Annotated in this window: 26 protein-coding genes; 20 read left to right on the top strand and 6 right to left on the bottom strand. The window is 70.1% G+C overall.

Going from position 1 to position 21,190, the window contains the following annotated elements:
• The first annotated feature begins 1 nt into the window (after position 1).
• A complete protein-coding gene (locus OHA03_RS10150; RefSeq protein WP_267002927.1) occupies positions 2–172 on the top strand; it encodes a hypothetical protein in 171 nt (56 codons plus the stop codon).
• A 45-nt stretch (positions 173–217) separates the two neighbouring features.
• On the opposite strand, the gene OHA03_RS10145 is transcribed toward OHA03_RS10150, so the two are convergent.
• The gene (locus OHA03_RS10145) at positions 218–784 is read right to left on the bottom strand and encodes a hypothetical protein (RefSeq protein ID WP_267002925.1); all 567 of its coding nucleotides are present in this window, start codon (positions 782–784) and stop codon (positions 218–220) included.
• A gap of 173 nt (positions 785–957) precedes the next feature.
• Here OHA03_RS10145 and tsaB point away from each other — a divergent pair, with 173 nt between their 5' ends.
• The 10 genes from tsaB (at position 958) to OHA03_RS10095 (ending at position 7,952) form a co-directional block, all read left to right on the top strand.
• Entirely contained in the window at positions 958–1,620 is a 663-nt protein-coding gene (gene tsaB / locus OHA03_RS10140; protein WP_267002923.1) for a tRNA (adenosine(37)-N6)-threonylcarbamoyltransferase complex dimerization subunit type 1 TsaB, read from the top strand.
• Positions 1,617–2,132 carry a ribosomal protein S18-alanine N-acetyltransferase gene (gene rimI, locus OHA03_RS10135; protein ID WP_030914270.1) on the top strand — a complete coding sequence of 172 codons (516 nt, stop codon included), beginning with the start codon at positions 1,617–1,619 and terminating at the stop codon, positions 2,130–2,132. The genes tsaB and rimI overlap by 4 nt, the downstream gene beginning before the upstream one ends.
• The gene (gene tsaD, locus OHA03_RS10130; protein WP_267002920.1) at positions 2,132–3,235 is read left to right on the top strand and encodes a tRNA (adenosine(37)-N6)-threonylcarbamoyltransferase complex transferase subunit TsaD; all 1,104 of its coding nucleotides are present in this window, start codon (positions 2,132–2,134) and stop codon (positions 3,233–3,235) included. The genes rimI and tsaD overlap by 1 nt, the downstream gene beginning before the upstream one ends.
• Positions 3,232–3,519 (top strand): hypothetical protein, encoded by a 288-nt coding sequence (locus OHA03_RS10125; RefSeq protein ID WP_267002918.1) that lies wholly within the window; start codon positions 3,232–3,234, stop codon positions 3,517–3,519. Before tsaD ends, OHA03_RS10125 begins: the two co-directional genes overlap by 4 nt.
• A gap of 138 nt (positions 3,520–3,657) precedes the next feature.
• Positions 3,658–4,653, top strand: coding sequence for an LCP family protein (locus OHA03_RS10120; protein ID WP_267007996.1), 996 nt, complete (start codon positions 3,658–3,660; stop codon positions 4,651–4,653).
• Between the two features lie 104 nt (positions 4,654–4,757).
• Positions 4,758–5,114 carry a YciI family protein gene (locus OHA03_RS10115; RefSeq protein WP_267002916.1) on the top strand — a complete coding sequence of 119 codons (357 nt, stop codon included), beginning with the start codon at positions 4,758–4,760 and terminating at the stop codon, positions 5,112–5,114.
• A gap of 65 nt (positions 5,115–5,179) precedes the next feature.
• Positions 5,180–6,460, top strand: coding sequence for an RNA polymerase sigma factor (locus OHA03_RS10110; RefSeq protein ID WP_267002914.1), 1,281 nt, complete (start codon positions 5,180–5,182; stop codon positions 6,458–6,460).
• A 66-nt stretch (positions 6,461–6,526) separates the two neighbouring features.
• Positions 6,527–6,991 carry a VOC family protein gene (locus OHA03_RS10105; RefSeq protein WP_267002912.1) on the top strand — a complete coding sequence of 155 codons (465 nt, stop codon included), beginning with the start codon at positions 6,527–6,529 and terminating at the stop codon, positions 6,989–6,991.
• Between the two features lie 194 nt (positions 6,992–7,185).
• Entirely contained in the window at positions 7,186–7,326 is a 141-nt protein-coding gene (locus tag OHA03_RS10100) for a hypothetical protein (RefSeq protein WP_267002910.1), read from the top strand.
• Positions 7,327–7,586: 260 nt separating this feature from the next.
• Positions 7,587–7,952, top strand: coding sequence for a hypothetical protein (locus tag OHA03_RS10095; RefSeq protein ID WP_267002908.1), 366 nt, complete (start codon positions 7,587–7,589; stop codon positions 7,950–7,952).
• Here OHA03_RS10095 and OHA03_RS10090 read toward each other — a convergent pair.
• Entirely contained in the window at positions 7,949–9,319 is a 1,371-nt protein-coding gene (locus tag OHA03_RS10090; protein WP_267002906.1) for a class I SAM-dependent methyltransferase, read from the bottom strand. The genes OHA03_RS10095 and OHA03_RS10090 overlap by 4 nt on opposite strands.
• Positions 9,320–9,349: 30 nt before the next feature.
• On the opposite strand from OHA03_RS10090, the gene OHA03_RS10085 reads away from it, so the two are divergent.
• The 4 genes from OHA03_RS10085 to groL all read left to right on the top strand — a co-directional run bounded on the left by OHA03_RS10085 (position 9,350) and on the right by groL (position 12,284).
• Positions 9,350–9,583, top strand: a complete 234-nt coding sequence (locus OHA03_RS10085; protein WP_267002904.1) for a hypothetical protein — start codon at positions 9,350–9,352, stop codon at positions 9,581–9,583.
• Entirely contained in the window at positions 9,580–9,939 is a 360-nt protein-coding gene (locus OHA03_RS10080) for a hypothetical protein (protein ID WP_267008281.1), read from the top strand. Before OHA03_RS10085 ends, OHA03_RS10080 begins: the two co-directional genes overlap by 4 nt.
• 311 nt (positions 9,940–10,250) lie before the next feature.
• Positions 10,251–10,559: a co-chaperone GroES gene (groES, locus tag OHA03_RS10075; protein WP_030914297.1), complete on the top strand. Its 309-nt coding sequence runs from the start codon at positions 10,251–10,253 to the stop codon at positions 10,557–10,559.
• 99 nt (positions 10,560–10,658) lie between these two features.
• Positions 10,659–12,284, top strand: coding sequence for a chaperonin GroEL (groL, locus tag OHA03_RS10070; protein ID WP_267002901.1), 1,626 nt, complete (start codon positions 10,659–10,661; stop codon positions 12,282–12,284).
• A 112-nt stretch (positions 12,285–12,396) separates the two neighbouring features.
• Here groL and OHA03_RS10065 read toward each other — a convergent pair whose 3' ends face one another.
• From OHA03_RS10065 to OHA03_RS10055, 3 genes are all read right to left on the bottom strand, one after another.
• Entirely contained in the window at positions 12,397–13,092 is a 696-nt protein-coding gene (locus OHA03_RS10065; RefSeq protein WP_267002899.1) for an ester cyclase, read from the bottom strand.
• A gap of 489 nt (positions 13,093–13,581) precedes the next feature.
• Positions 13,582–14,355, bottom strand: a complete 774-nt coding sequence (locus OHA03_RS10060) for an SDR family oxidoreductase (protein WP_267002897.1) — start codon at positions 14,353–14,355, stop codon at positions 13,582–13,584.
• A gap of 34 nt (positions 14,356–14,389) precedes the next feature.
• Entirely contained in the window at positions 14,390–15,064 is a 675-nt protein-coding gene (locus tag OHA03_RS10055) for an MOSC domain-containing protein (protein ID WP_267007995.1), read from the bottom strand.
• A gap of 90 nt (positions 15,065–15,154) precedes the next feature.
• On the opposite strand from OHA03_RS10055, the gene OHA03_RS10050 reads away from it, so the two are divergent.
• On the top strand, positions 15,155–16,045 hold the full coding sequence (locus OHA03_RS10050) for a LysR family transcriptional regulator (protein ID WP_267002895.1): 891 nt from the start codon (positions 15,155–15,157) through the stop codon (positions 16,043–16,045).
• A gap of 44 nt (positions 16,046–16,089) precedes the next feature.
• Here OHA03_RS10050 and OHA03_RS10045 read toward each other — a convergent pair whose 3' ends face one another.
• A complete protein-coding gene (locus OHA03_RS10045; RefSeq protein ID WP_267002893.1) occupies positions 16,090–16,428 on the bottom strand; it encodes a WhiB family transcriptional regulator in 339 nt (112 codons plus the stop codon).
• 413 nt (positions 16,429–16,841) lie between these two features.
• Between OHA03_RS10045 and OHA03_RS10040 the strand changes: the two genes are divergently transcribed.
• The 4 genes from OHA03_RS10040 (at position 16,842) to OHA03_RS10025 (ending at position 21,190) form a co-directional block, all read left to right on the top strand.
• Positions 16,842–17,453 (top strand): response regulator transcription factor, encoded by a 612-nt coding sequence (locus OHA03_RS10040; RefSeq protein ID WP_003948568.1) that lies wholly within the window; start codon positions 16,842–16,844, stop codon positions 17,451–17,453.
• 276 nt (positions 17,454–17,729) lie between these two features.
• Positions 17,730–18,305, top strand: coding sequence for a sigma-70 family RNA polymerase sigma factor (locus OHA03_RS10035; protein ID WP_030084428.1), 576 nt, complete (start codon positions 17,730–17,732; stop codon positions 18,303–18,305).
• A gap of 139 nt (positions 18,306–18,444) precedes the next feature.
• Positions 18,445–19,950: an IMP dehydrogenase gene (guaB, locus tag OHA03_RS10030; RefSeq protein WP_267002890.1), complete on the top strand. Its 1,506-nt coding sequence runs from the start codon at positions 18,445–18,447 to the stop codon at positions 19,948–19,950.
• Between the two features lie 115 nt (positions 19,951–20,065).
• Positions 20,066–21,190: a GuaB3 family IMP dehydrogenase-related protein gene (locus OHA03_RS10025; protein ID WP_030914322.1), complete on the top strand. Its 1,125-nt coding sequence runs from the start codon at positions 20,066–20,068 to the stop codon at positions 21,188–21,190.

Here is a 21,190-nt window from a genome sequence, read left to right as displayed (position 1 = left end):
CATGCCGACGCCCGAGCGTGAAGCGCAGCCGCAGCCGCCAGTGCCGTCCGCGGTGTCGATGAAGGATCTACTGGCGGCCTGCGCCGCGGCCACCGCGGTCTCCACCCCGCCGTCCGAGGAACGGCAGGAATCAGGGGAGCCGCAGGCGTCCGAGGAGCGCGACGCCGCGTAGCGGGCTTCCGCACGAGACGACGCGCAGCCGGCTTCCGCCCGGGCGTTACGGGACCACGACCACCTTTGCGCCGACCGTCGCGAACGCCCACATCGCGTTGCCGTCCGCCCGCTTCATCCGTACCCCGCCGGTCTTCCGCTTCGGGTCGGGGCTCTTCATGGAGCCGTCCTGCGCCGCACTGAACCCGACGGGCACGCCGCCGTCGGCCATCGCGAACAGCACCACGTGCTCGATCGGCACGCCGTCCGAGCCCTTGATGACGCCCGTGCGCGAACGCACCTTGTACGACCCGGGCCGCGGATTCACGGAACTCGGCATGACCGCGAAGGACCGGAGCATCTTTCCCTTCGCGTCGACCAGCCACACCCGCCGGTCGTCCAGCGCGTACACGACCCGCGCCCCGGCGCCGGAGTCGGCGGGGACCGCGAGCGGGTTCTTCTTGTCCTTGTGCTCGGCGGCGTGGCCGGCGGCGGGGGCGGTGCTGGTCGCCTTCGGACTGGGGACGGCGAGTGTCTCGGGGACATTCGCCGATGCCTGGTAGGCCAGGAAACCGACCGCGGCGAGTGCCGCCGCAGTGAGCCCGGCCACGATTCCCGAGCTGCCCCTTGCCACCGTGCGCGCCCCTTTCGCTTTCGTCTGTCACGCAAGCGCTTCGTATGTCGCATGTCGTACAAGCGTTTACGTCGTACCCGCGTACACCGGGTGACGGTAGCAGCAGCGGCCGGTGGGAACGGGACTCCGTACGGGGAGCCGTGGTGCCGTCGCCGGAGCCGTAGGCTGTTTGCGTGCTCTTGCTCGCTGTGGATACCGCCACCCCCGCCGTCACCGTTGCCCTGCACGACGGGACCGCCGTCGTCGCCGAGTCGAGTCAGGTCGACGCCCGACGGCACGGGGAGCTGCTGCTGCCCGCTGTCGACCGGGTCCTCGGCGACGCCGGGACGGGACTCGACGCCGTGACCGGGGTGGTCGTGGGCGTCGGCCCGGGACCGTACACGGGCCTGCGGGTCGGGCTGGTGACGGCCGCGACGTTCGGCTCGGTGCTCTCCGTGCCGGTGTACGGGCTGTGCACGCTGGACGGCCTCGCGTACGCCGCCGGACGCAGCGGCCTGGAGGGCCCGTTCGCCGTCGCGACGGACGCCCGCCGCAAGGAGGTCTACTGGGCGCGGTACGAGGACCCCCGTACCCGCATCGGTGAACCCGCCGTCGACCGGCCCGCCGACATCGCCGAACAGCTCGCCGGCCTTCCGGTGGTCGGGGCGGGCGCGGCGCTCTACCCCGACGCGTTCCCGGACGCCCGCGGTCCCGAGCACGTCTCCGCGGGTGCGCTCGCAGCCCTGGCCGCCGAGCGTCTCGCCGCGGGAGCGCAGCTGCTGCCGCCGCAGCCGCTGTATCTGCGCAGGCCCGACGCCCAGGTCCCGAAGAACTACAAGGTGGTCACCCCGAAGTGACGCCCCCGACCGCCGTACTGCGTGAAATGCGCTGGTGGGACATCGATCCGGTGCTGGAGCTCGAACACGAGCTGTTCCCGGAGGACGCCTGGTCGGCCGGTATGTTCTGGTCCGAGCTGGCGCACGCGCGCGGCCCGCAGGCGACCCGGCGCTATGTCGTCGCCGAGTCCCCGGTCACCGGCCGGATCGTCGGGTACGCGGGGCTCGCCGCGGCCGGTGACCTCGCCGACGTCCAGACGATCGGCGTCACCCGTGACCACTGGGGCGGCGGCCTCGGCTCGGAACTCCTCACCGACCTGCTGAAGCACGCCACGGCCTTCGAGTGCGCCGAGGTGCTGCTCGAGGTCCGGGTCGACAACACCCGCGCGCAGAAGCTGTACGAACGCTTCGGCTTCGAACCGATCGGCTTCCGCCGCGGCTACTACCAGCCGGGCAACATCGACGCGCTCGTCATGCGCCTGACGGTGCAAGAGCCCGCACAAGAGCCCGTACAAGAGACAGAGACTGACTGATGGCTGACGAACCGCTCGTACTCGGCATCGAGACCTCCTGCGACGAGACCGGCGTCGGTATCGTCCGCGGTACGACGCTGCTCGCCGACGCCATCGCGTCCAGCGTCGACACCCATGCCCGCTTCGGCGGCGTCGTCCCGGAGATCGCCTCCCGCGCCCACCTGGAGTCGATGGTCCCCACCATCGAACGCGCCCTGAAGGAAGCCGGCATCAGCGCCCGCGACCTCGACGGCATCGCCGTCACGGCCGGTCCCGGGCTCGCGGGCGCGCTGCTCGTCGGCGTCTCGGCGGCGAAGGCGTACGCGTACGCGCTGAACAAGCCGCTGTACGGCGTGAACCACCTCGCCTCGCACATCTGCGTCGATCAGTTGGAGCACGGCCCGCTGCCCGAGCCGACCATGGCGCTGCTGGTCAGCGGCGGCCACTCGTCGCTGCTGCTCGCGCCGGACATCACCAACGACGTACGGCCGATGGGCGCGACCATCGACGACGCGGCGGGCGAGGCCTTCGACAAGATCGCCCGGGTGCTGAACCTCGGCTTCCCCGGCGGGCCGGTCATCGACCGGCTGGCGAAGGAGGGCGACCCGAAGGCCATCGCGTTCCCGCGCGGACTGAGCGGCTCGCGCGACCCCGCGTACGACTTCTCCTTCTCCGGCCTGAAGACATCCGTCGCCCGCTGGATCGAGGCGAAGCGGGCCGCGGGCGAGGAGGTGCCGGTTCGGGACGTGGCGGCGTCCTTCCAGGAGGCCGTGGTGGATGTGCTCACCCGCAAGGCCGTCCGGGCCTGCAAGGACGAGGGCGTCGACCATCTGATGATCGGCGGCGGGGTCGCGGCCAACTCGCGGCTGCGGGCGCTGGCCCAGGAGCGGTGCGAGCGGGCCGGCATCCGGCTGCGGGTGCCGCGGCCGGGGCTGTGCACGGACAACGGTGCGATGGTCGCGGCGCTGGGCGCCGAGATGGTGGCCCGCAACCGGTCGGCGTCGGACCTGGAGCTGTCGGCGGACTCGTCGCTGCCGGTGACGGACACGCATGTGCCGGGCAGTGCGCACCACCACGACCACGATCATGTGCACGAGGTCAGCAAGGACAACCTCTACTCATGACCGTCGCCCTCATGTGGGAGGCCCGGGCCGTGGCCGGCCGGGGCGCCGAGCTGCTGGAGTGGGCGCGGGCGCGCGCGGGCGAGCTGGCGTACGAGCCGCTGCGGTACGAACTGCTGCGCGCGCCGCAGGACCGGGTGCTGGTCATCACCTGGTGGGAGGCGGCGTACGGCGACGTGCTGCCCGAACTTCCCGAGCCCGAGCCGGAGTTGATCACCCGGGCAGTGCACCGCTGGCGGTTCGAGGTCGCCGGTCCGGACACCGGCCGGGATGTCGGCGGGACATGAGAAAACTCAACGGATCCTGAGATTTCCCGAAAGAAAACCGAACAAGGGTTCCCGGCGTAATAATTCGGACCTACGTTCCTCGACGTGACCGGAGACAAGAGACGCCGTTCCCGTCGGCTCAAGGCGGCCGCGGCTGTGATGGGCTGCATCCTGGTGCTCGCCGCGGCCGGGGCGGGGTGGACGTACTGGCATCTGAACCAGAACATCCGCAGTGTGGACATCGACAGCGCGCTGGGCGACGACCGCCCCGCCAGGGTGCCCGTCACCGTGCCGGCCGCGGCCCCCTCGGCGTCGGCGTCGCCCTCGGCCTCCGCGTCCCCGCTGCCGACCGGTGTGCTGAACATCCTGGTTCTCGGGTCGGACTCGCGCAGCGGCAGCGAGAACTCCGCGCTCGGCGGCGGTGACAGCACGGGCGCCCGCTCCGACACGGCGATGGTCGTCCATGTCGATGCCGACCGTACGAAGGCCACCGTCGTCAGCATTCCGCGCGACACCCTGGTGACGCGCCCCTCGTGTCCGACCCTTTCGGGCGGCACCACTCCGACGACCTACCGGGCGATGTTCAACAGCGCGTACGCGGTCGGCGGTCCCGTCTGCGCGGTCAAGACGGTGGAGCAGCTCACCGGCGTCCGGATGGACCACTACATCGAGATCGACTTCGCCGGCTTCGCCGGTCTCGTCGACGCGCTGGGCGGGGTGACCGTCACCACGACGCAGGACATCGACGACGACAGCAGTCATCTCCACCTCGGTGCGGGCACCCACCGGCTCGACGGCACCCAGGCCCTGGCCTTCGCCCGCACCCGCCACGGCATCGGCGACGGCAGCGACCTGGGCCGGATAAAGCTCCAGCAACAGCTGGTCGAGGCGCTGCTGCAGGAGGCCGGGAAGACCGATCTGCTGACCGACCCGGCCGGCCTGTACAAGATGGTGGACGCGGTCACCGGCAGTCTGACCACGGACACCGGCCTCGACTCGCTCGGCGAGCTGAGGGGCCTGGCGCAGAGCCTCGGCGCCCTCTCCTCGACCGGGCTGACCACGGTCACCATGCCCGTCGTCGCGGCCCCGTCCGACCCCAACCGGGTGGTGGCGCAGGAGCCCGCCGCGAGCAGGCTCTGGGCGTCCCTGCGATAAAGGCCGGAAAAATCTTCCGGAGGTGTGTCGATTGCGGCGTCTCCCGTTCGACGCAAGGGTGAGAGGCAGGGAAAGCCCCCGTCCTCCCGCACCGAGGAGTCACCATGCCGCGCTTTCTGTCGATGATCCGCATCGATGAGCAGAACCTGCCCGCCCAGACCCCGGACCCCGAGTTCGAGGCGCGCATGGGGGCGCTGTTCGAGGAGATCACCAAGGCCGGGGTCATGCTGGACACCGCGGGGCTCGCCCCCACCTCCCAGGGGACGAGGGTCAGCTGGGAGGACGGCAAGCTGAGCTACACCGACGGACCCTTCACCGAGACGAAGGAAGTCGTCGGCGGCTACGCGCTCATGCAGTGCAAGGACAAGGCCGAGGCGCTGGAGTGGACCAAGCGGTTCCTGGAGATCCACCCGAACAACTGGACGGTCACCGCCGAGGTCCGCGAGATCGCCGAGGGCTGAGCCAGTACGCGCTACCGCCCCGGCCCGGCCGCGCTTGCTCCGCCTCTGATGGGCTGCTCTGATGGGTGGCCGTGACGGAAGCAAGCGCGGCCGCGGCGGTCGAGGCCGTATTCAGGATCGAGTCCGCGCGGATCATCGCCGCTGTCGCCCGCATCGTGCGGGACGTGGGCATCGCCGAAGAACTCGCGCAGGACGCCCTGGTCGCGGCATTGGAGCAGTGGCCGGAGTCGGGTGTCCCGGACCGGCCGGGCGCCTGGCTGACGGCCACCGCCAAGCACCGCGCGATCGATCTGGTCCGCCGCAAGGAGACGTACGCCCGCAAGCTCGCCGAGGTCGGACGGACCCTGGAGGACGTGCAGCCGCCCGGGCCGGACGACATCGCAGGGGCCGACGACATCGACGACGACCTGCTGCGGCTGATCTTCACCGCGTGCCACCCGGTGCTGTCGACCGAGGCCCGGATCGCGCTCACCCTGCGGCTGCTCGGCGGCCTCACCACCGACGAGATCGCCCGGGCGTTCCTGGTCTCCGAGCCGACAGTCGCCCAGCGCATCGTCCGCGCGAAACGCACCCTGGGCCGGGCCGGCGTCCCCTTCGAAGTGCCGTACGGCGCCGACCGCGCGGCCCGGCTCGACTCCGTACTCGAAGTGATCTACCTGATCTTCAACGAGGGGTACGCGGCCACCGCGGGCGACGACTGGCTGCGCCCGGGGCTCTGCGAGGACGCGCTGCGGCTGGCCCGGGTGCTGGCCGGGCTGATGGGGCAGGAACCCGAAGTGCACGGCCTGGTCGCCCTGCTGGAGCTCCAGGCGTCCCGCACCGCGGCCAGGACCGGCCCGGACGGCGAGCCCGTCCTGCTCGCCGACCAGAACCGGTCCCGCTGGGACCGGTTGCTGATCCGGCGCGGGTACGCGGCCCTGGAGCGGGCGAACGCGCTGGGCGGGGCCCCCGGCCCGTACGCCCTGCAGGCCGCCATCGCAGCGTGCCACGCCCACGCGGTGACGTACGAGGAGACGGACTGGGCGGTCATCGCCACGCTCTACGGCCTGCTGGCCAAGGCGGCCCCGTCACCCGTGGTGGAACTGAACCGCGCGGTCGCGGTGTCGATGGCCGAGGGGCCCGGGGCCGGGCTCGCACTGGTCGATGCCCTGGCCGGCGACCGGGCGCTGGCGGCGTACCACCTGCTGCCGAGCGTGCGCGGCGATCTGCTGGCACGGCTGGGGCGTGCGGACGAGGCGCGGGCGGAATTCGTGCGGGCGGCGGGACTGACCCGCAACGCACGCGAGCGGGCGCTGCTGCTGGCGCGGGCGGAGAAGGAGGCGGAGGAAGGCGGCGCGCCGCGATGAGTTTCGGGCGGCGGCAGGGTCTACCTTGCACAGCCACCCCCCGTACGAGTCGCCGAGGAGCAGGCCATGCAGAAGATCAAGACCTTCCTGTGGTTCGACAACCAGGCCGAGGAGGCCGCGAACCACTACGTCTCCGTCTTCGGAGGGGACTCGAAGGTGCTGGGCGTCACGCACTACACCGAGGCGTCGCCGGGCGAGCCGGGTGCGGTCATGACCGTCGAATTCCGGCTGGCCGGCCAGGAGTACGTCGCACTCAACGGCGGCCCGCAGTTCCCCTTCACCGAAGCGATCTCGCTCTCCGTCGACTGCGAGTCGCAGGCGGAGGTCGACGATCTGTGGGCCAAGCTCACCGACGGCGGCGAGGAGAGTCAGTGCGGCTGGCTCAAGGACAAGTACGGGCTGTCCTGGCAGATCGTCCCGCGCGGGCTGTCCGAGGCGCTCTCCGACCCGGACCCGGCCAAGGCGGACCGGGCCATGAAGGCCATGCTCGGCATGAAGAAGCTCGACATCGAGGCGCTGCTCAACGCCTGACGGTCCGGGCCGCGGCCACTCCGGGCGGGGCTGCCGCCGCACACGGTCAACCGGCCGGCCGGGCTGTACGCCACTGAGGTGGCGCCGGTCATCCGCATGGAGTCACTCCGATCGCGCGGGCGCACCGGTCGGTTCGGCGGCCTCGTTGACTGTGTGACCGGGCGCATCGGGTGCCCGTCGAGAGAGGAGGCGCCATGTCCGATCAGTACGACTACAGCGGCGAGCCGGAGCACGATCCCGACGTGGCGGATGCCGTCCACGACTCCGAGTACCTCGGCTCGGCCGGCGAGCCCGATGCCTACGACGACTACCTGGACAGTGAGCAGTACGACTGAACCGGACCGGGACGGGCGGGGCTCCGCGCTGTCGACCGACCCCGTCCGTCCCACTTGTCGTTCATGAGCCTCCCGACGATCGGCCGGCTGTCCGGCCTGGCCGGCGTCACCAAGGCGTTCGTGCACCGCCGTCGGCTCCTGCGGGTGCTCGTCGGGGCGCGCGGGTCCGAGCCGCTGTTCTCCGTCAGCGGCGGCGCTCACCGCTGCCCCCGCCCCTATCCTGGCCGCGTAGCAGGATCTGCGCAGGGGGAGGGTGTCACATGGAGTGGTACTGGTGGGTGCTGATCGTCTTCTGGACCGGCGGCTTCGGATGGGCGGTCGACAACGTCCGTACGGCGCTGCGCAACCGGCACACCCGCAAGCTGGAACTGCTGGAGGCGAGCAAGCAGGAACGCCTGGCCGTCGAGGCGGCGAACCGGCCGCCGGAGCCGGTCTGCGGCTGCACGCACCACCTTGCGAAGCATGACAAGCGGGGCAAGTGCCATGAGCGGGTCGAGGTGCCGGCGGCCTGGGACGAGAGCAAGAAGCCGGTCCGCTTCGAAGCCGGGCAGTGCAACTGCCAGCAGTACGTGGGCCCGCAGCCGCTCTCCCAGGTGTACGCAGAAGACCTGACCGACTTGGCCTAAGGCATCTCCGGCCGCACGGGGTGGCCGATCAGCATGGTCGGCGCCCCGGCGACCCGGGTCAGGAACACGGTCGCGGCGTTCGGGCCCTGGAGCTTCATCTTGCGGCGCAACTCCTCCGGTTCGACGGCCGAGCCCCGCTTCTTGACGGTCAGGACGCCGACCTTCCGCTCCCGCAGCAGCGCCTTGAGCTTCTTCATGTTGAACGGCAGCCGGTCGGTGATCTCGTACGCGGAGGTGTACGGGGAGTCGTACGGTTCGTCGCTCGTGACGTACGCGATCGTCTCGTCGATCAGCCGGCCGCCCGACCGCTCCACGATGTCGGCGACCAGATGCGCACGGATGACGGCACCGTCCGGCTCGTACAGATAGCGGCCGACCGGGCCGACGGGCGGGGCGGGCAGCGCGGCCGGAGCCGACAGGGTCGCGCCGGCCGGGAGCAGCGTGGCGCGGTACGAGCCGGCCGCGAACCCCTCGCCGAACCAGAGCACTGCCTCCTTCACATCGCCGCCGTCCGAGATCCACTCGGCCTCGGCCTGCTCGGGGACCGCCTCGTGCGGGATGCCGGGGGCGATCTTCAGCGCGGCGTGGGGGCCCTTCAGCGCGGCGCCGGTCGCCCAGGAGAGCGGCGGGGAGTACGCCTCCGGGTCGAAGATCCTGCCGCGTCCGCCGCGCCGGGCCGGGTCGACGAACACGGCGTCGTACGCGGCGGTGTCGATCTCGGTGACATCGGCGCACCGCACCTCGATCAGGGCGTCCAGCCCGAGCGCGGCGGCGTTGGCGCGTGCCACCTCGGCGGTCAGCGGGTCGCGGTCCACGGCGAGGACGGAGATGCCCGCGCGGGCGAGCGCGATGGCGTCACCACCGATCCCGCAGCAGAGATCGGCGACGCTGCGGACACCGGCTGCGGCGAACCGGCCGGCCCGGTACGTGGCTACCGACGTACGGGTCGCCTGCTCGACACCGTTCGGCGTGAAGAACATCCGGTACGCGTCCTCGGCACCGAACTTCGCCACCGCCCGCTGCCGCAGCCGCGCCTGCCCCAGCGCCGCCGAGACCAGCGCGGCCGGGTGGCTGCGGCGCAGCCGGGTCGCGGTGGCGAGCTCCTGGGCGGGGTCGTAGGACCGCAGCTCGGTCAGGAGCGCCGTGCCCTCGGGGGTGCGCAGTGCCGTGAAGGCGACGAGCGGGTCGGTGAGCGGGTCGGCGACACCGGATGGGTCGCTCGGGCTGCTCGGGTCGCGCGGGTCTGTCGGGCCGGTCGGGGCGAAGGCGTTCACCGGCCCATTGTGAGCCAGCCGGGGGACCGCTCGGGGGTCGGCGGCGGTGTCGGGCCGAGTGATCGTTCGACTGCTGCCACCATCCGAGATCATGCGGTTTTACGACAAAAGGAAGAATTTGCCATGACGGGGCGGAGGCCGTGCTCGATCCGTCGCAGGCAGGGTGACCTGCGACGGGGCGGCCGGGATACGCGGTTCCGGCCGCGCCCCTCGGGCACTTCCGGGGGCGCCCCGGACCTGGACGGCAGCGGCAGCCTGGCCGCCATGATCCGCGCGGTCATGAAGACGGTCACGGCGGTCATGAAGACCAACACGGACAAGGGGTACGCCGTGGCACGGCCGGAGGACTACGTATGAGCCGGGCGCGCCGGCTGCTCGCCGGACTACTGACGGCAGGCGTTCTTCTGACTGCCACCGCCGGGTGTGCGCAGTCGGTCGACCCGATCGAACGACTGGGCCGGAAGGCTGCGCAGAAGGTGCACGGCCCGCACCGGGGGCCGACGGCGGGGCGGACGTCGGAGTCGGGGCCGAAGGCGGACGTGCGGGGTGATCACGAGGCGCCCGGGTCGCGGGTCGTCACCGCCTGCGGGCGGCGGGACGGGCCGCAGGAGTCCGCGGACCCCCGGCTGTCGCCACCGCAGAGGCAGCGGCAGCCGGACCGGCCGGAATCGTACGGCTCCGTGGACCCCGGGGCCGGGTGCGACCGGCGGTAGCCGCGTGCCCGTGGACGTCGCGGGCCCGTGAACTTCGCCCCGCGAGCCTCGCCCGGGGCGCATGCTCCTGGGCTGCGACCCAGGGGACCCTGCCCGTGGCTGCCACGCCACGACCGCACCGAATTGGCACTCCGCTTGACCGAGTGCTAATCGCGGTCATAGTCTCGGCTCTGGCACTCCCCACTGGAGAGTGCCAGCAGTACTGTGCGACTGGCAGGTCCGGCACCCGCGACGACGGATCCACCTGGTCGCCACCCCAGACAGTTAACCCCGCAGTTAACCCCGAGATCTCCGAAGGGGGAGGCCGGATCGTGACGACCACCAGCTCCAAGGTTGCCATCAAGCCGCTTGAGGACCGCATTGTGGTCCAGCCGCTCGACGCCGAGCAGACCACGGCCTCTGGCCTGGTCATCCCGGACACCGCCAAGGAGAAGCCCCAGGAGGGCGTCGTCCTGGCCGTGGGCCCGGGTCGCTTCGAGAACGGCGAGCGTCTTCCGCTCGACGTCAACACCGGTGACATCGTGCTCTACAGCAAGTACGGCGGCACCGAGGTGAAGTACAACGGCGAGGAGTACCTCGTCCTCTCGGCTCGCGACGTGCTCGCGATCGTCGAGAAGTAATTCACCCACGTTTGCTTCTGTTCTGCGCCCCTGGCCCCCTGCGAAATACCTAGCCGGCGGTCAGGGGCGCAGTTCGTTTGAGAGGACAGCTCAGCTCCCATGGCGAAGATTCTGAAGTTCGACGAGGACGCCCGTCGCGCCCTTGAGCGTGGCGTCAACAAGCTTGCCGACACGGTGAAGGTGACGATCGGCCCCAAGGGCCGCAACGTCGTCATCGACAAGAAGTTCGGCGCTCCCACCATCACCAACGACGGTGTCACCATCGCGCGCGAGGTCGAGCTCGACGACCCGTACGAGAACCTCGGTGCCCAGCTGGTGAAGGAGGTGGCGACCAAGACCAACGACGTGGCGGGTGACGGCACCACCACCGCCACCGTGCTCGCCCAGGCGCTCGTCCGCGAGGGCCTGCGCAACGTTGCCGCGGGTGCGTCCCCGGCCGCCCTGAAGAAGGGCATCGACGCCGCGGTCAAGGCCGTGTCCGAGGAGCTCCTCGCGACCGCCCGCCCGATCGACGACAAGTCCGACATCGCCGCCGTGGCCGCGCTCTCCGCGCAGGACTCGCAGGTCGGCGAGCTCATCGCGGACGCGATGGACAAGGTCGGCAAGGACGGTGTCATCACCGTCGAGGAGTCCAACACCTTCGGTCTGGACCTCGAGTTCACCGAGGGCATGGCCTTCGACAAGGGTTACCTGTCCCCGTACATGGTGACCGACCAGGAGCGTATGGAGGCCGTCCTCGACGACCCGTACATCCTGATCCACCAGGGCAAGATCGGCTCGATCCAGGAGCTGCTCCCGCTGCTGGAGAAGGTCATCCAGGCCGGTGGCTCCAAGCCGCTGCTGATCATCGCCGAGGACGTCGAGGGCGAGGCCCTGTCGACCCTGGTGGTCAACAAGATCCGTGGCACCTTCAACGCCGTCGCGGTGAAGGCCCCGGGCTTCGGTGACCGCCGCAAGGCCATGCTCGGCGACATCGCCACCCTCACCGGTGCGACCGTCATCGCCGAGGAGGTCGGCCTCAAGCTCGACCAGGCCGGTCTGGACGTGCTGGGCACGGCGCGCCGCGTGACCGTCTCCAAGGACGACACGACCATCGTGGACGGCGGCGGCGAGCCCGGCGACGTCAAGGGCCGGGTCAACCAGATCAAGGCCGAGATCGACTCCACGGACTCCGACTGGGACCGCGAGAAGCTCCAGGAGCGCCTTGCGAAGCTGGCCGGCGGCGTGTGCGTGATCCGCGTCGGTGCCGCCACCGAGGTGGAGCTCAAGGAGAAGAAGCACCGTCTGGAGGACGCCATCTCCGCGACCCGCGCCGCGGTCGAGGAGGGCATCGTCTCCGGTGGTGGCTCCGCTCTGGTCCACGCCGTCAAGGTCCTCGAGGGCAACCTCGGCAAGACCGGCGACGAGGCCACCGGTGTCGCGGTCGTGCGCCGCGCCGCCGTCGAGCCGCTGCGCTGGATCGCCGAGAACGCGGGCCTCGAGGGTTACGTCATCACCTCGAAGGTCGCCGAGCTCGACAAGGGCCAGGGCTTCAACGCCGCGACCGGCGAGTACGGCGACCTGGTGAAGGCCGGCGTCATCGACCCGGTCAAGGTCACCCGCTCCGCGCTGGAGAACGCCGCGTCCATCGCGTCGCTGCTGCTCACGACCGAGACCCTGGTCGTCGAGAAGCCGGCCGAGGACGAGGCCGACGCCGGTCACGGCGGTCACGGTCACTCGCACTGACGCGTAGCCGCACCGGCGCACAGCCGTAGAAGGCCCCCTGTTCCCGCCGCTCAGCGGCGGGAACAGGGGGCCTTCGGTGTTCTTCGTTCCTCGGTGCTCGGTCGAGCGCGGTTCAGTCGACCGCGCCGAGCTGGCGCATCAGGCCCATGACGTCCTCGTGCCACCAGCCCTCCTGGATCCTGCCGTTCTTGAACCGGAAGATCGTGGTGCCGGTCATGATGCACTGCCTGCCCGTCGGCGGGATGCCCATGAAGTCGCCCTTGTGGGTGCCGGTCCAGGTCCACAGCGTCACGACGTCGTCGCCCTCGCAGATCTGCCGGTCCAGGTCGAAGGAGAAGTCGAAGGCGGCCCGCCATCCGATGAGATCGTCCCGGAGGCTGCCGGACCCGATCACGGTCTCCTCTTCCTTCGCGATGTCGTGGTCGGCGTAGTCGGGCGCGAACACCTCGTCGATGGCGTCCAGATTGCCGCCGACGGCGATCTCGTGGAAGAACCTGCGGGACAGTGTCTGGTTCAACTGTTCGTCGCGGACCACGTCGAGATCGATGAAGGTGGGCGTCTCGTCGCAGAGCGCCACGATTTCCTGGAAGATCCGGTCGGTCTCCGGAAGCTTGGAGTTCGCCACCGCGTCTTCGTACGAGGGAAATTCGACGATCTCCACGTAGTGGGCCCCGTCGGAGCGGTCCTTGCCGATCAGACTGTGAGTGGCGGTCCGGGAACCCTTGGTCTGTTCGACCCACTCGTCCATGAGGCGGTCCATGTCATCGAACCGCTCCGTCTTGCAGTCGATTACTTGTACGAATCTCATGGTGTCTCCCGGTCTCACGAGCCTGGATGGGATGGTTCCATTTTATTGGGATACGGGGTTCATGACGGTTCGGGTGGAGCGGTCGGACCGAGTGATTCAGGCCTCTCGATGGGCACCGGTTTCGCGAAGGGCGGACCGGTCGCGAACCGCGCCATCCCGTCCAGCGCCTGGCCCGTCGTCCGGTGCCACCCGGCACTGGGCGACGGTGCGACATGCGGAGACGACAGCGCATTCGGCAGGCAGTGCAACGGCGGCATCCCGGACGGAAGGTGAAGATCCGTCACATCCGGCGTGGTGCTACGCGCCCCGGCGTATCACCGAGGACCCGGAGCCGCGCCGCGACCTCCGGCGCGGCCCGGACTCGCCCGCCCTCGCCGCCGGCCCCGTCATCGAGAACAACGGCGGCGAGGACCGGTTCGGCAACAAGCCGAAGCCCGCCGCCCCCGACATCGGCGCCCGCGCGGGCCGCGGCATCCGACAAGAACCCGCTCACTGGGGCCCGTACTTGCGGCCGGTCTTGGAGGTGACCCCTCCGAGCAGGCCGCGCGGCGCCACCTTCACCAGCCCCATCAGCGTCTTGTACCGCGCGTCCGGGATCGAGAGGGACTTGCCGCGCGCCAGATCCGCCAGCGCCGTCGCCACCAGTTTGTCCGCGTCGAGCCACATCCAGCCCGGGATGTTGCCGGTCCCCATCCCCGCCCGCTCATGGAACTCGGTCCGTACGAAGCCGGGGCAGAGCGCCATCAGCCGCACCCCCGACCCGGCCAGATCCTTCGCCGCGCCCTGGGTGAACTGCACGACCCAGGCCTTGGACGCGCCGTACGTCCCGCGCGGTACGAACGCCGCCACCGAGGCCACATTGACGACCCCGCCCCGCCCGCGCTCCTTCATTCCGGCCGCGGCCGCCGAGGTCAGCCGCAGCACCGCCTCGCAGTGCACCTTCAGCATCTTCAGCTCATCGGCCATCGACACCTCCAGATAGCGGCCCTTGTTGCCGAACCCGGCGTTGTTGATCAGCAGATCGACGGATTGCCGACGGTCCGTCAATCGCGCCTCGACCGAGGCGATCCCGTCGTCCTCGGACAGATCGGCGGTCAGCACCTCGGCCTCGATGCCATGCAGGTCGTGCAGTTCGGTTGCCTGCTCCCGGAGCCGCTCGGTGTTGCGCGCCACCAGCACCAGGTTGTGCCCTTCGGCCGCGAGCCGTCGTGCGAAGGCGGCCCCGATCCCCGCGGTCGCGCCCGTAATCAGTGCAGTCGTCATACGCGGCACGTTAGTGCCACGCCCGCCGCCGGGGTCACTCGCCTGCGGTCCTCGACTCCACGTACTTCAGGGCGGAGCGCAGCGTCCGGGGATGGAGTGCGTCCCGGGCCGGGAGCAGCTCCGGCAGCAGCTCCCGGCGCGTCGTCGCGGCCAGGAACTCCAGCTGCACGGTGACGTCGTGGTCCGGCCGGTGCACGATCTCGACCGGGTCCCCGGCACGGATCTCGCCCGGCTCGACCACTCGCAGGTAGGCACCCGGAGCGGCCGCCTCCGTGAACCGCTTGACCCAGCGGCTCTCGTCGAGGTGACCGGCGAACGTTCGGCACGGAATCCGGCCGGAGGTCACCTCCAGCACCAGGTCGGGGCCGATCCGCCAGCGCTCGCCGATCTTCGCGCCGCTCACGTCCAGTCCGGAGATCGTCAGGTTCTCGCCGAACGCGCCGTTCGCCAGCGTGCGGCCGAGCGTGCTCTCCCAGGCGTCGAGGTCCTCGCGGGCGAAGGCGTACACGGCCTGGTCGGTGCCGCCGTGATGGCGCCGGTCGCAGACCGCGTCCCCGGCCACGCCGCTGCCACCGGTGCCCTTGGGGCCGGGATCGGTGACCCGTACCGGGCCGTCGGCCGGCCGCTTGTCGATCCCGGTGACGCCATCGTGAGCGTCGGTGTAGTCGACCGCCTTGGGCCGTCCCACATTCACAGTCAGCAACTTCATCGGCTTCATAGGGGCCAACGGTAACCACCCGGTCTCAAAGTCACAGGTCGGTTACTGGCGTCCGCCCCAAGAGGGCCTTATGGTTGAAAGGTGATCGAAGCCCGTCATCTCCGTGTCCTGCGCGCCGTGGCCGCCACCGGTTCGTTCTCCGCCGCCGCGCGTGAACTGGGCTGCACCCAGCCCGCGGTCAGCCAGCAGATGAAGGCCCTGGAGTCCTCCGCGGGCACCCCGCTGCTCATCCGCACAGGTCGCGAGATGCGGCTCACGCAGGCGGGTGATGCGCTCGTACGTCACGCCTCCGGCATCCTCGCCGGGCTGACCGCCGCCGAGGAGGAGGTCGCCGCGATCGCCGGGCTGCGGGCCGGCCGGGTCCGGCTCGTCTCGTTCCCCAGCGGCAGCTCCACCCTGGTTCCCGGCGCCCTCGCCGCCCTGCGTGCGGCCCACCCCGGTACGAGGGTCTCCCTGGTCGAGGCCGAGCCGCCGCGCTCGGTGGAGATGCTCCGGGAGGGGGACTGCGACATCGCGCTGGCGTTCCGCTACGGCACCTCGGGCCCCGAATGGGACGACCTGGTCGTACGTCCGCTGCTCACCGACCGCCTGATCGGCCTCGTCCCCGACGGGCACCGGCTGGCCGACGCGGATGCGGTGGGGATCGGTGAACTGGCCGACGAGTCCTGGATCGCGGGCTGCCCCCGCTGCCGCCGTCAACTGGTGGAGGTCTGCGAGGAGTCCGGTTTCACCCCCCGGATCGACTTCGCCACCGACGACTACCCGGCGGTGATCGGCCTGGTCGGCGCCGGTCTGGGGGTGGCCGTGCTGCCGGAACTGGCGATCGAGTCGGTACGTCCCAAAGGGGCCCGCACCGTGACGGTGGAGCCGGCGGTCGAGCGTGAGATCGTCGCGCTGACGCTCCCGGACCTGGCGCAGGTCCCGGCCGTGGCGGCCACGCTGGACCAGCTTTCCCTGGCGGCCGCCCGCTAGGGAGTGCAGGAACGTTTCTTCGATTGTTCTGCGCGGTTCGAGGGTCAGCCGTGCCCTGAAGGGGCGGACAACCCCGATGGAGCCCCTGCTGTCGCGATCAGTCGGTTGCGGGCCCGTCCCATGAGCTCTTCGCGCTCGTCCTCGGTCAGTCCGCCCCACACTCCGTAGGGCTCACGCACGGCCAGGGCGTGCGCTGCGCACTCGGCGCGTACCGGGCATCGCATACAGACCTCTTTCGCCGAGTTCTCGCGGGCGCTCCGGGCCGCTCCGCGCTCACCCTCCGGGTGGAAGAACAGTGAGCTGTCGACCCCACGGCAGGCCGCCAGCAGCTGCCAGTCCCACAGATCGGCGTTGGGTCCGGGAAGGCGGGAGAAATCTGCCATTGCTTGTCCCCTCGAAACCATGCTGAGTCGGCTACGCGGTAGTCGTTCGTCGGTGACCGTGCTCATGACCGTACATCTACGGTGTAAGTAGATGTAAATATGACTGATTGCGAATCTATCCACAGACACCAGCAAAAGGGAAGAAAACCCGCTAAATGGGGCATACCTTCAGGTGAAGCTTCGATTGACGACTGGACAATCCGCGCCGTTCTCCTCCGTGTGCGACTCCTCACGTAGAGTGCCGAACCTGGTCGTCGGACCCGTAACTCTTTCGAGTGACCATCGTTGAGAGGGCGGAGGCGGTTGACGGAAAAAGCGATCGGGCAGATGTCCGAGAGTGTCAACCGCACAGGTGACGACTTGTATTCAGCCTGGAGGCTCAAGGTGACGCGCATCAGCTGCGGAGGACGGTCATGACATCCGTCCTCGTCTGCGACGACTCCCCGCTTGCCCGAGAGGCGCTCCGTCGCGCGGTCGCGACCGTGCCCGGCGTCGAGCGTGTGACGACGGCGGCCAACGGTGAGGAAGTTCTCCGCCGCTGGGGTGCCGACCGTTCGGATCTCATTCTGATGGACGTACGCATGCCCGGTCTGGGAGGTGTGGAGACGGTCCGGCGGCTGCTCTCCGCCGACCCCGGGGCGCGGATCATCATGCTGACCGTCGCCGAGGACCTGGACGGTGTCGCGCTCGCGGTCGCCGCCGGTGCCCGCGGATATCTGCACAAGGACGCCTCCCGCGCGGAGCTGCGGGCGACCGTCACCCAGGCGCTGGCCGATCCGACGTGGCGGCTTGCCCCGCGTCGGCTGCGGTCGGCCGAGATGGGTGCGGCGCCGACGCTCACCGCACGTGAGATCCAGGTGCTCGAAGGGATGAGCCACGGCCGTTCCAACGCGGAGATCGGGCGCGAGCTCTTCCTCTCCGAGGACACGGTGAAGACGCACGCCCGGCGGCTTTTCAAGAAGCTCGGCGCCTCGGACCGGGCGCACGCCGTGGCGCTCGGCTTCCGCTGGGGCCTGGTGCGCTGATGACCGGCGATGGCCGGTAGGGGGTCTCCCCGTCCGCCCTCCGGCGGGCGGGGCGACGGGGGCGCCGGGCCGCAGATCGGGAGCCGGTGCCCCGCGGTATGTGACGCTTCCCGGCCGATGCCGCATCCTTGAGATGTGGAGTTCCTCGGGAACGATTCGGTCGAGCGGAAGGGGAGGGCGCAGGACATGACTTCCGGCGCACCCGCTCATAACGCTTCGGTGCACAACTACGGACGCGGTGCCACGGATGAAGCGGCACCGAGGCACCATGGTCCGATGCGCGACGACGAGACGACGGTGATCGGTGCTCTGGTGCACCGTGCCGTCGACGGCGACGCGCAGGCCACCCATGATCTGCTGGCCCATGTCCATCCCCTCGCGCTGCGCTACTGCAGGTCCCGGCTGAACCGGCTGCCCGGTGATGCCCGCCACTTCGTGGAGGACCTGGCGCAGGAGGTCTGTGTCGCGGTGCTGATGGCGTTGCCGCGCTACAAGGACACCGGCAGACCCTTCGAAGCCTTTGTCTTCGCCATCGCCGGCCACAAGGTCGCCGATCTCCAGCGCGCCGCCATGCGGCACCCGGGATCGACCGCCGTGCCCTCCGACGAGATGCCGGAGCGGCCGGACGATTCGCTCGGGCCCGAGGAGCGTGCGCTGCTCAGCAGCGATGCCGCCTGGGCCAAGAAGCTCCTTGCCAACCTCCCGGAGAACCAGCGCGAGCTGCTGGTTCTGCGGGTCGCCGTCGGTCTGACCGCCGAGGAGACCGGGCAGATGCTGGGCATGTCGCCGGGCGCCGTCCGGGTCGCCCAGCACCGTGCGCTGAGCAGGTTGCGGGCCCTCGCCGAGCAGTGAGCAGCACCGGCTTCACCCCGAAACGGAGTTCCGTACGAAGCTACAGAACCTCTAGGTGATCTTGCTCGTGGAATGAGACACCCCCGGAGGCCGTTAGCATGGACATCCGCACCGATCAAGGCCATTTGGGGAAGGTGTCATGACTGCAAACGTCGACGGAGTGCCCGAGAAATTCGCGTCGCTCGGGCTGACATACGACGACGTGCTGCTGCTGCCCGGCGCGTCCGACATGGCGCCCGATCAGATCGACACTTCCTCGTACATCTCGAAGAACGTGCGGGTGAACATCCCGCTGCTGTCCGCCGCGATGGACAAGGTCACCGAGGCCCGCATGGCGATCGCCATGGCCCGCCAGGGTGGCGCCGGTGTGCTGCACCGCAACCTCTCCATCGCTGACCAGGCCAACCAGGTCGACCTGGTGAAGCGTTCCGAGTCCGGCATGGTCACCGACCCGATCACGGTGCACCCAGACGCGACCCTGCGCGAGGCCGACGAGCTGTGCGCCAAGTTCCGCATCAGCGGCGTGCCGGTGACCGACGGGGCGGGCAAGCTCCTCGGCATCGTCACCAACCGTGACATGGCCTTCGAGCCGGACCGTTCGCGCCAGGTGCGCGAGGTCATGACGCCCATGCCGCTCGTCACAGGCAAGGTCGGCATCTCCGGCGTGGACGCCATGGAGCTGCTGCGCCGCCACAAGATCGAGAAGCTTCCGCTGGTCGACGACGCAGGGGTTCTCAAGGGCCTCATCACCGTCAAGGACTTCGTCAAGGCGGAGAAGTACCCGAACGCCGCGAAGGACAGGGAAGGCCGGCTGCTGGTCGGAGCCGCCGTCGGTGTCGCGGGCGACGCCTTCGAGCGGGCCCAGGCACTCGTCGAGGCGGGCGTCGACTTCATCGTCGTCGACACCGCGCACGGCCACTCCCGTCTCGTCTCCGACATGGTCGCCAAGATCAAGTCGAACGCGTCGGGTGTCGACGTCATCGGCGGCAACATCGCCACCCGTGACGGCGCCCAGGCGCTGATCGACGCGGGCGTCGACGGCATCAAGGTGGGCGTCGGCCCCGGCTCCATCTGCACCACCCGCGTGGTCGCCGGCATCGGCGTTCCGCAGGTCACCGCGATCTATGAGGCGTCGCTCGCCGCCAAGGCGGCCGGTGTCCCGGTCATCGGCGACGGCGGCCTGCAGTACTCCGGAGACATCGCCAAGGCCCTGGTGGCCGGTGCGGACACCGTGATGCTCGGCTCGCTGCTGGCGGGCTGCGAGGAGTCCCCGGGCGAGCTGCTCTTCATCAACGGCAAGCAGTTCAAGTCGTACCGCGGCATGGGTTCGCTCGCCGCGATGCAGACGCGTGGCGACCGCAAGTCGTTCTCCAAGGACCGCTACTTCCAGGAGGGCGTCGCCTCCGACGAGAAGCTGGTCCCCGAGGGCATCGAGGGCCAGGTTCCGTACCGCGGCCCGCTCTCCGCGGTCGTCCACCAGCTCACCGGCGGTCTGCGCCAGTCGATGTTCTACGTCGGCGGCCGCACCGTCCCGGAGCTCCAGGCCAACGGCCGGTTCGTCCGGATCACCTCGGCGGGGCTCAAGGAGAGCCACCCGCACGACATCCAGATGACGGTCGAAGCGCCGAACTACAGCAGGAAGTAACGCAACAGAACAGGTGAGGGGCGGTCCGGGCGTACTGGAACCGCCCCTCACCTGTGTGTCGGGGATACTGGAAAACGCAGACAGTACGCCTAGGGAACTGAAAGGCCACACCATCGTGACTGAGATCGAGATCGGGCGCGGCAAGCGCGGCCGCCGGGCGTACGCCTTCGACGACATCGCCGTCGTGCCGAGCCGTCGCACCCGCGACCCGAAGGAGGTCTCGATCGCGTGGCAGATCGACGCCTACCGGTTCGAGCTGCCGTTCCTGGCCGCTCCGATGGACTCCGTGGTCTCCCCGCAGACCGCGATCCGGATCGGTGAGCTGGGTGGTCTCGGCGTCCTCAACCTCGAAGGCCTGTGGACCCGGCACGCCGACCCGCAGCCGCTCCTCGACGAGATCGCCGAGATGCCCGTGGAGTCGGCGACCCGCCGCCTCCAGGAGATCTACGCCGCGCCGATCCAGGAGGAGCTGATCGGGCAGCGCATCAAGGAGGTGCGCGACTCCGGTGTCGTCACCGCCGCCGCGCTCTCGCCGCAGCGCACCGCCCAGTTCTCCAAGGCCGTCGTCGACGCGGGCGTCGACATCTTCGTCATCCGCGGTACGACGGTCTCCGCCGAGCACGTCTCGGGCGCGGCCGAGCCGCTCAACCTCAAGCAGTTCATCTACGAGCTGGACGTCCCGGTGATCGTCGGCGGCTGCGCCACGTACACCGCGGCGCTGCACCTGATGCGTACCGGTGCGGCCGGTGTCCTCGTCGGCTTCGGCGGCGGCGCCGCGCACACCACGCGCAACGTCTTCGGTATCCAGGTCCCCATGGCGACCGCGGTCGCGGATGTGGCCGGGGCCCGTCGCGACTACATGGACGAGTCCGGTGGCCGGTATGTGCACGTGATCGCGGACGGCGGCGTCGGCTGGTCCGGCGACCTGCCGAAGGCCATCGCCTGCGGCGCCGACGCCGTGATGATGGGCTCCCCGCTGGCCCGTGCGACGGACGCGCCCGGCCGCGGCCGGCACTGGGGCATGGAGGCGGTCCACGAGGACGTGCCGCGCGGCAAGCTGGTGGACCTGGGCTCCGTGGGCACGACGGAGGAGGTCCTCACCGGCCCCTCGCACACCCCTGACGGCTCGATGAACATCTTCGGTGCGCTGCGCCGGGCGATGGCGACGACGGGGTACAGCGACCTCAAGGAGTTCCAGCGCGTCGAGGTGACGGTGGCGGACTCGCAGCACCGCCGCTGA

Source organism: Streptomyces sp. NBC_00154, from assembly GCF_026342835.1.
Classification (GTDB): domain Bacteria; phylum Actinomycetota; class Actinomycetes; order Streptomycetales; family Streptomycetaceae; genus Streptomyces.
This window is presented reverse-complemented; position numbering and strand designations above follow the sequence as displayed.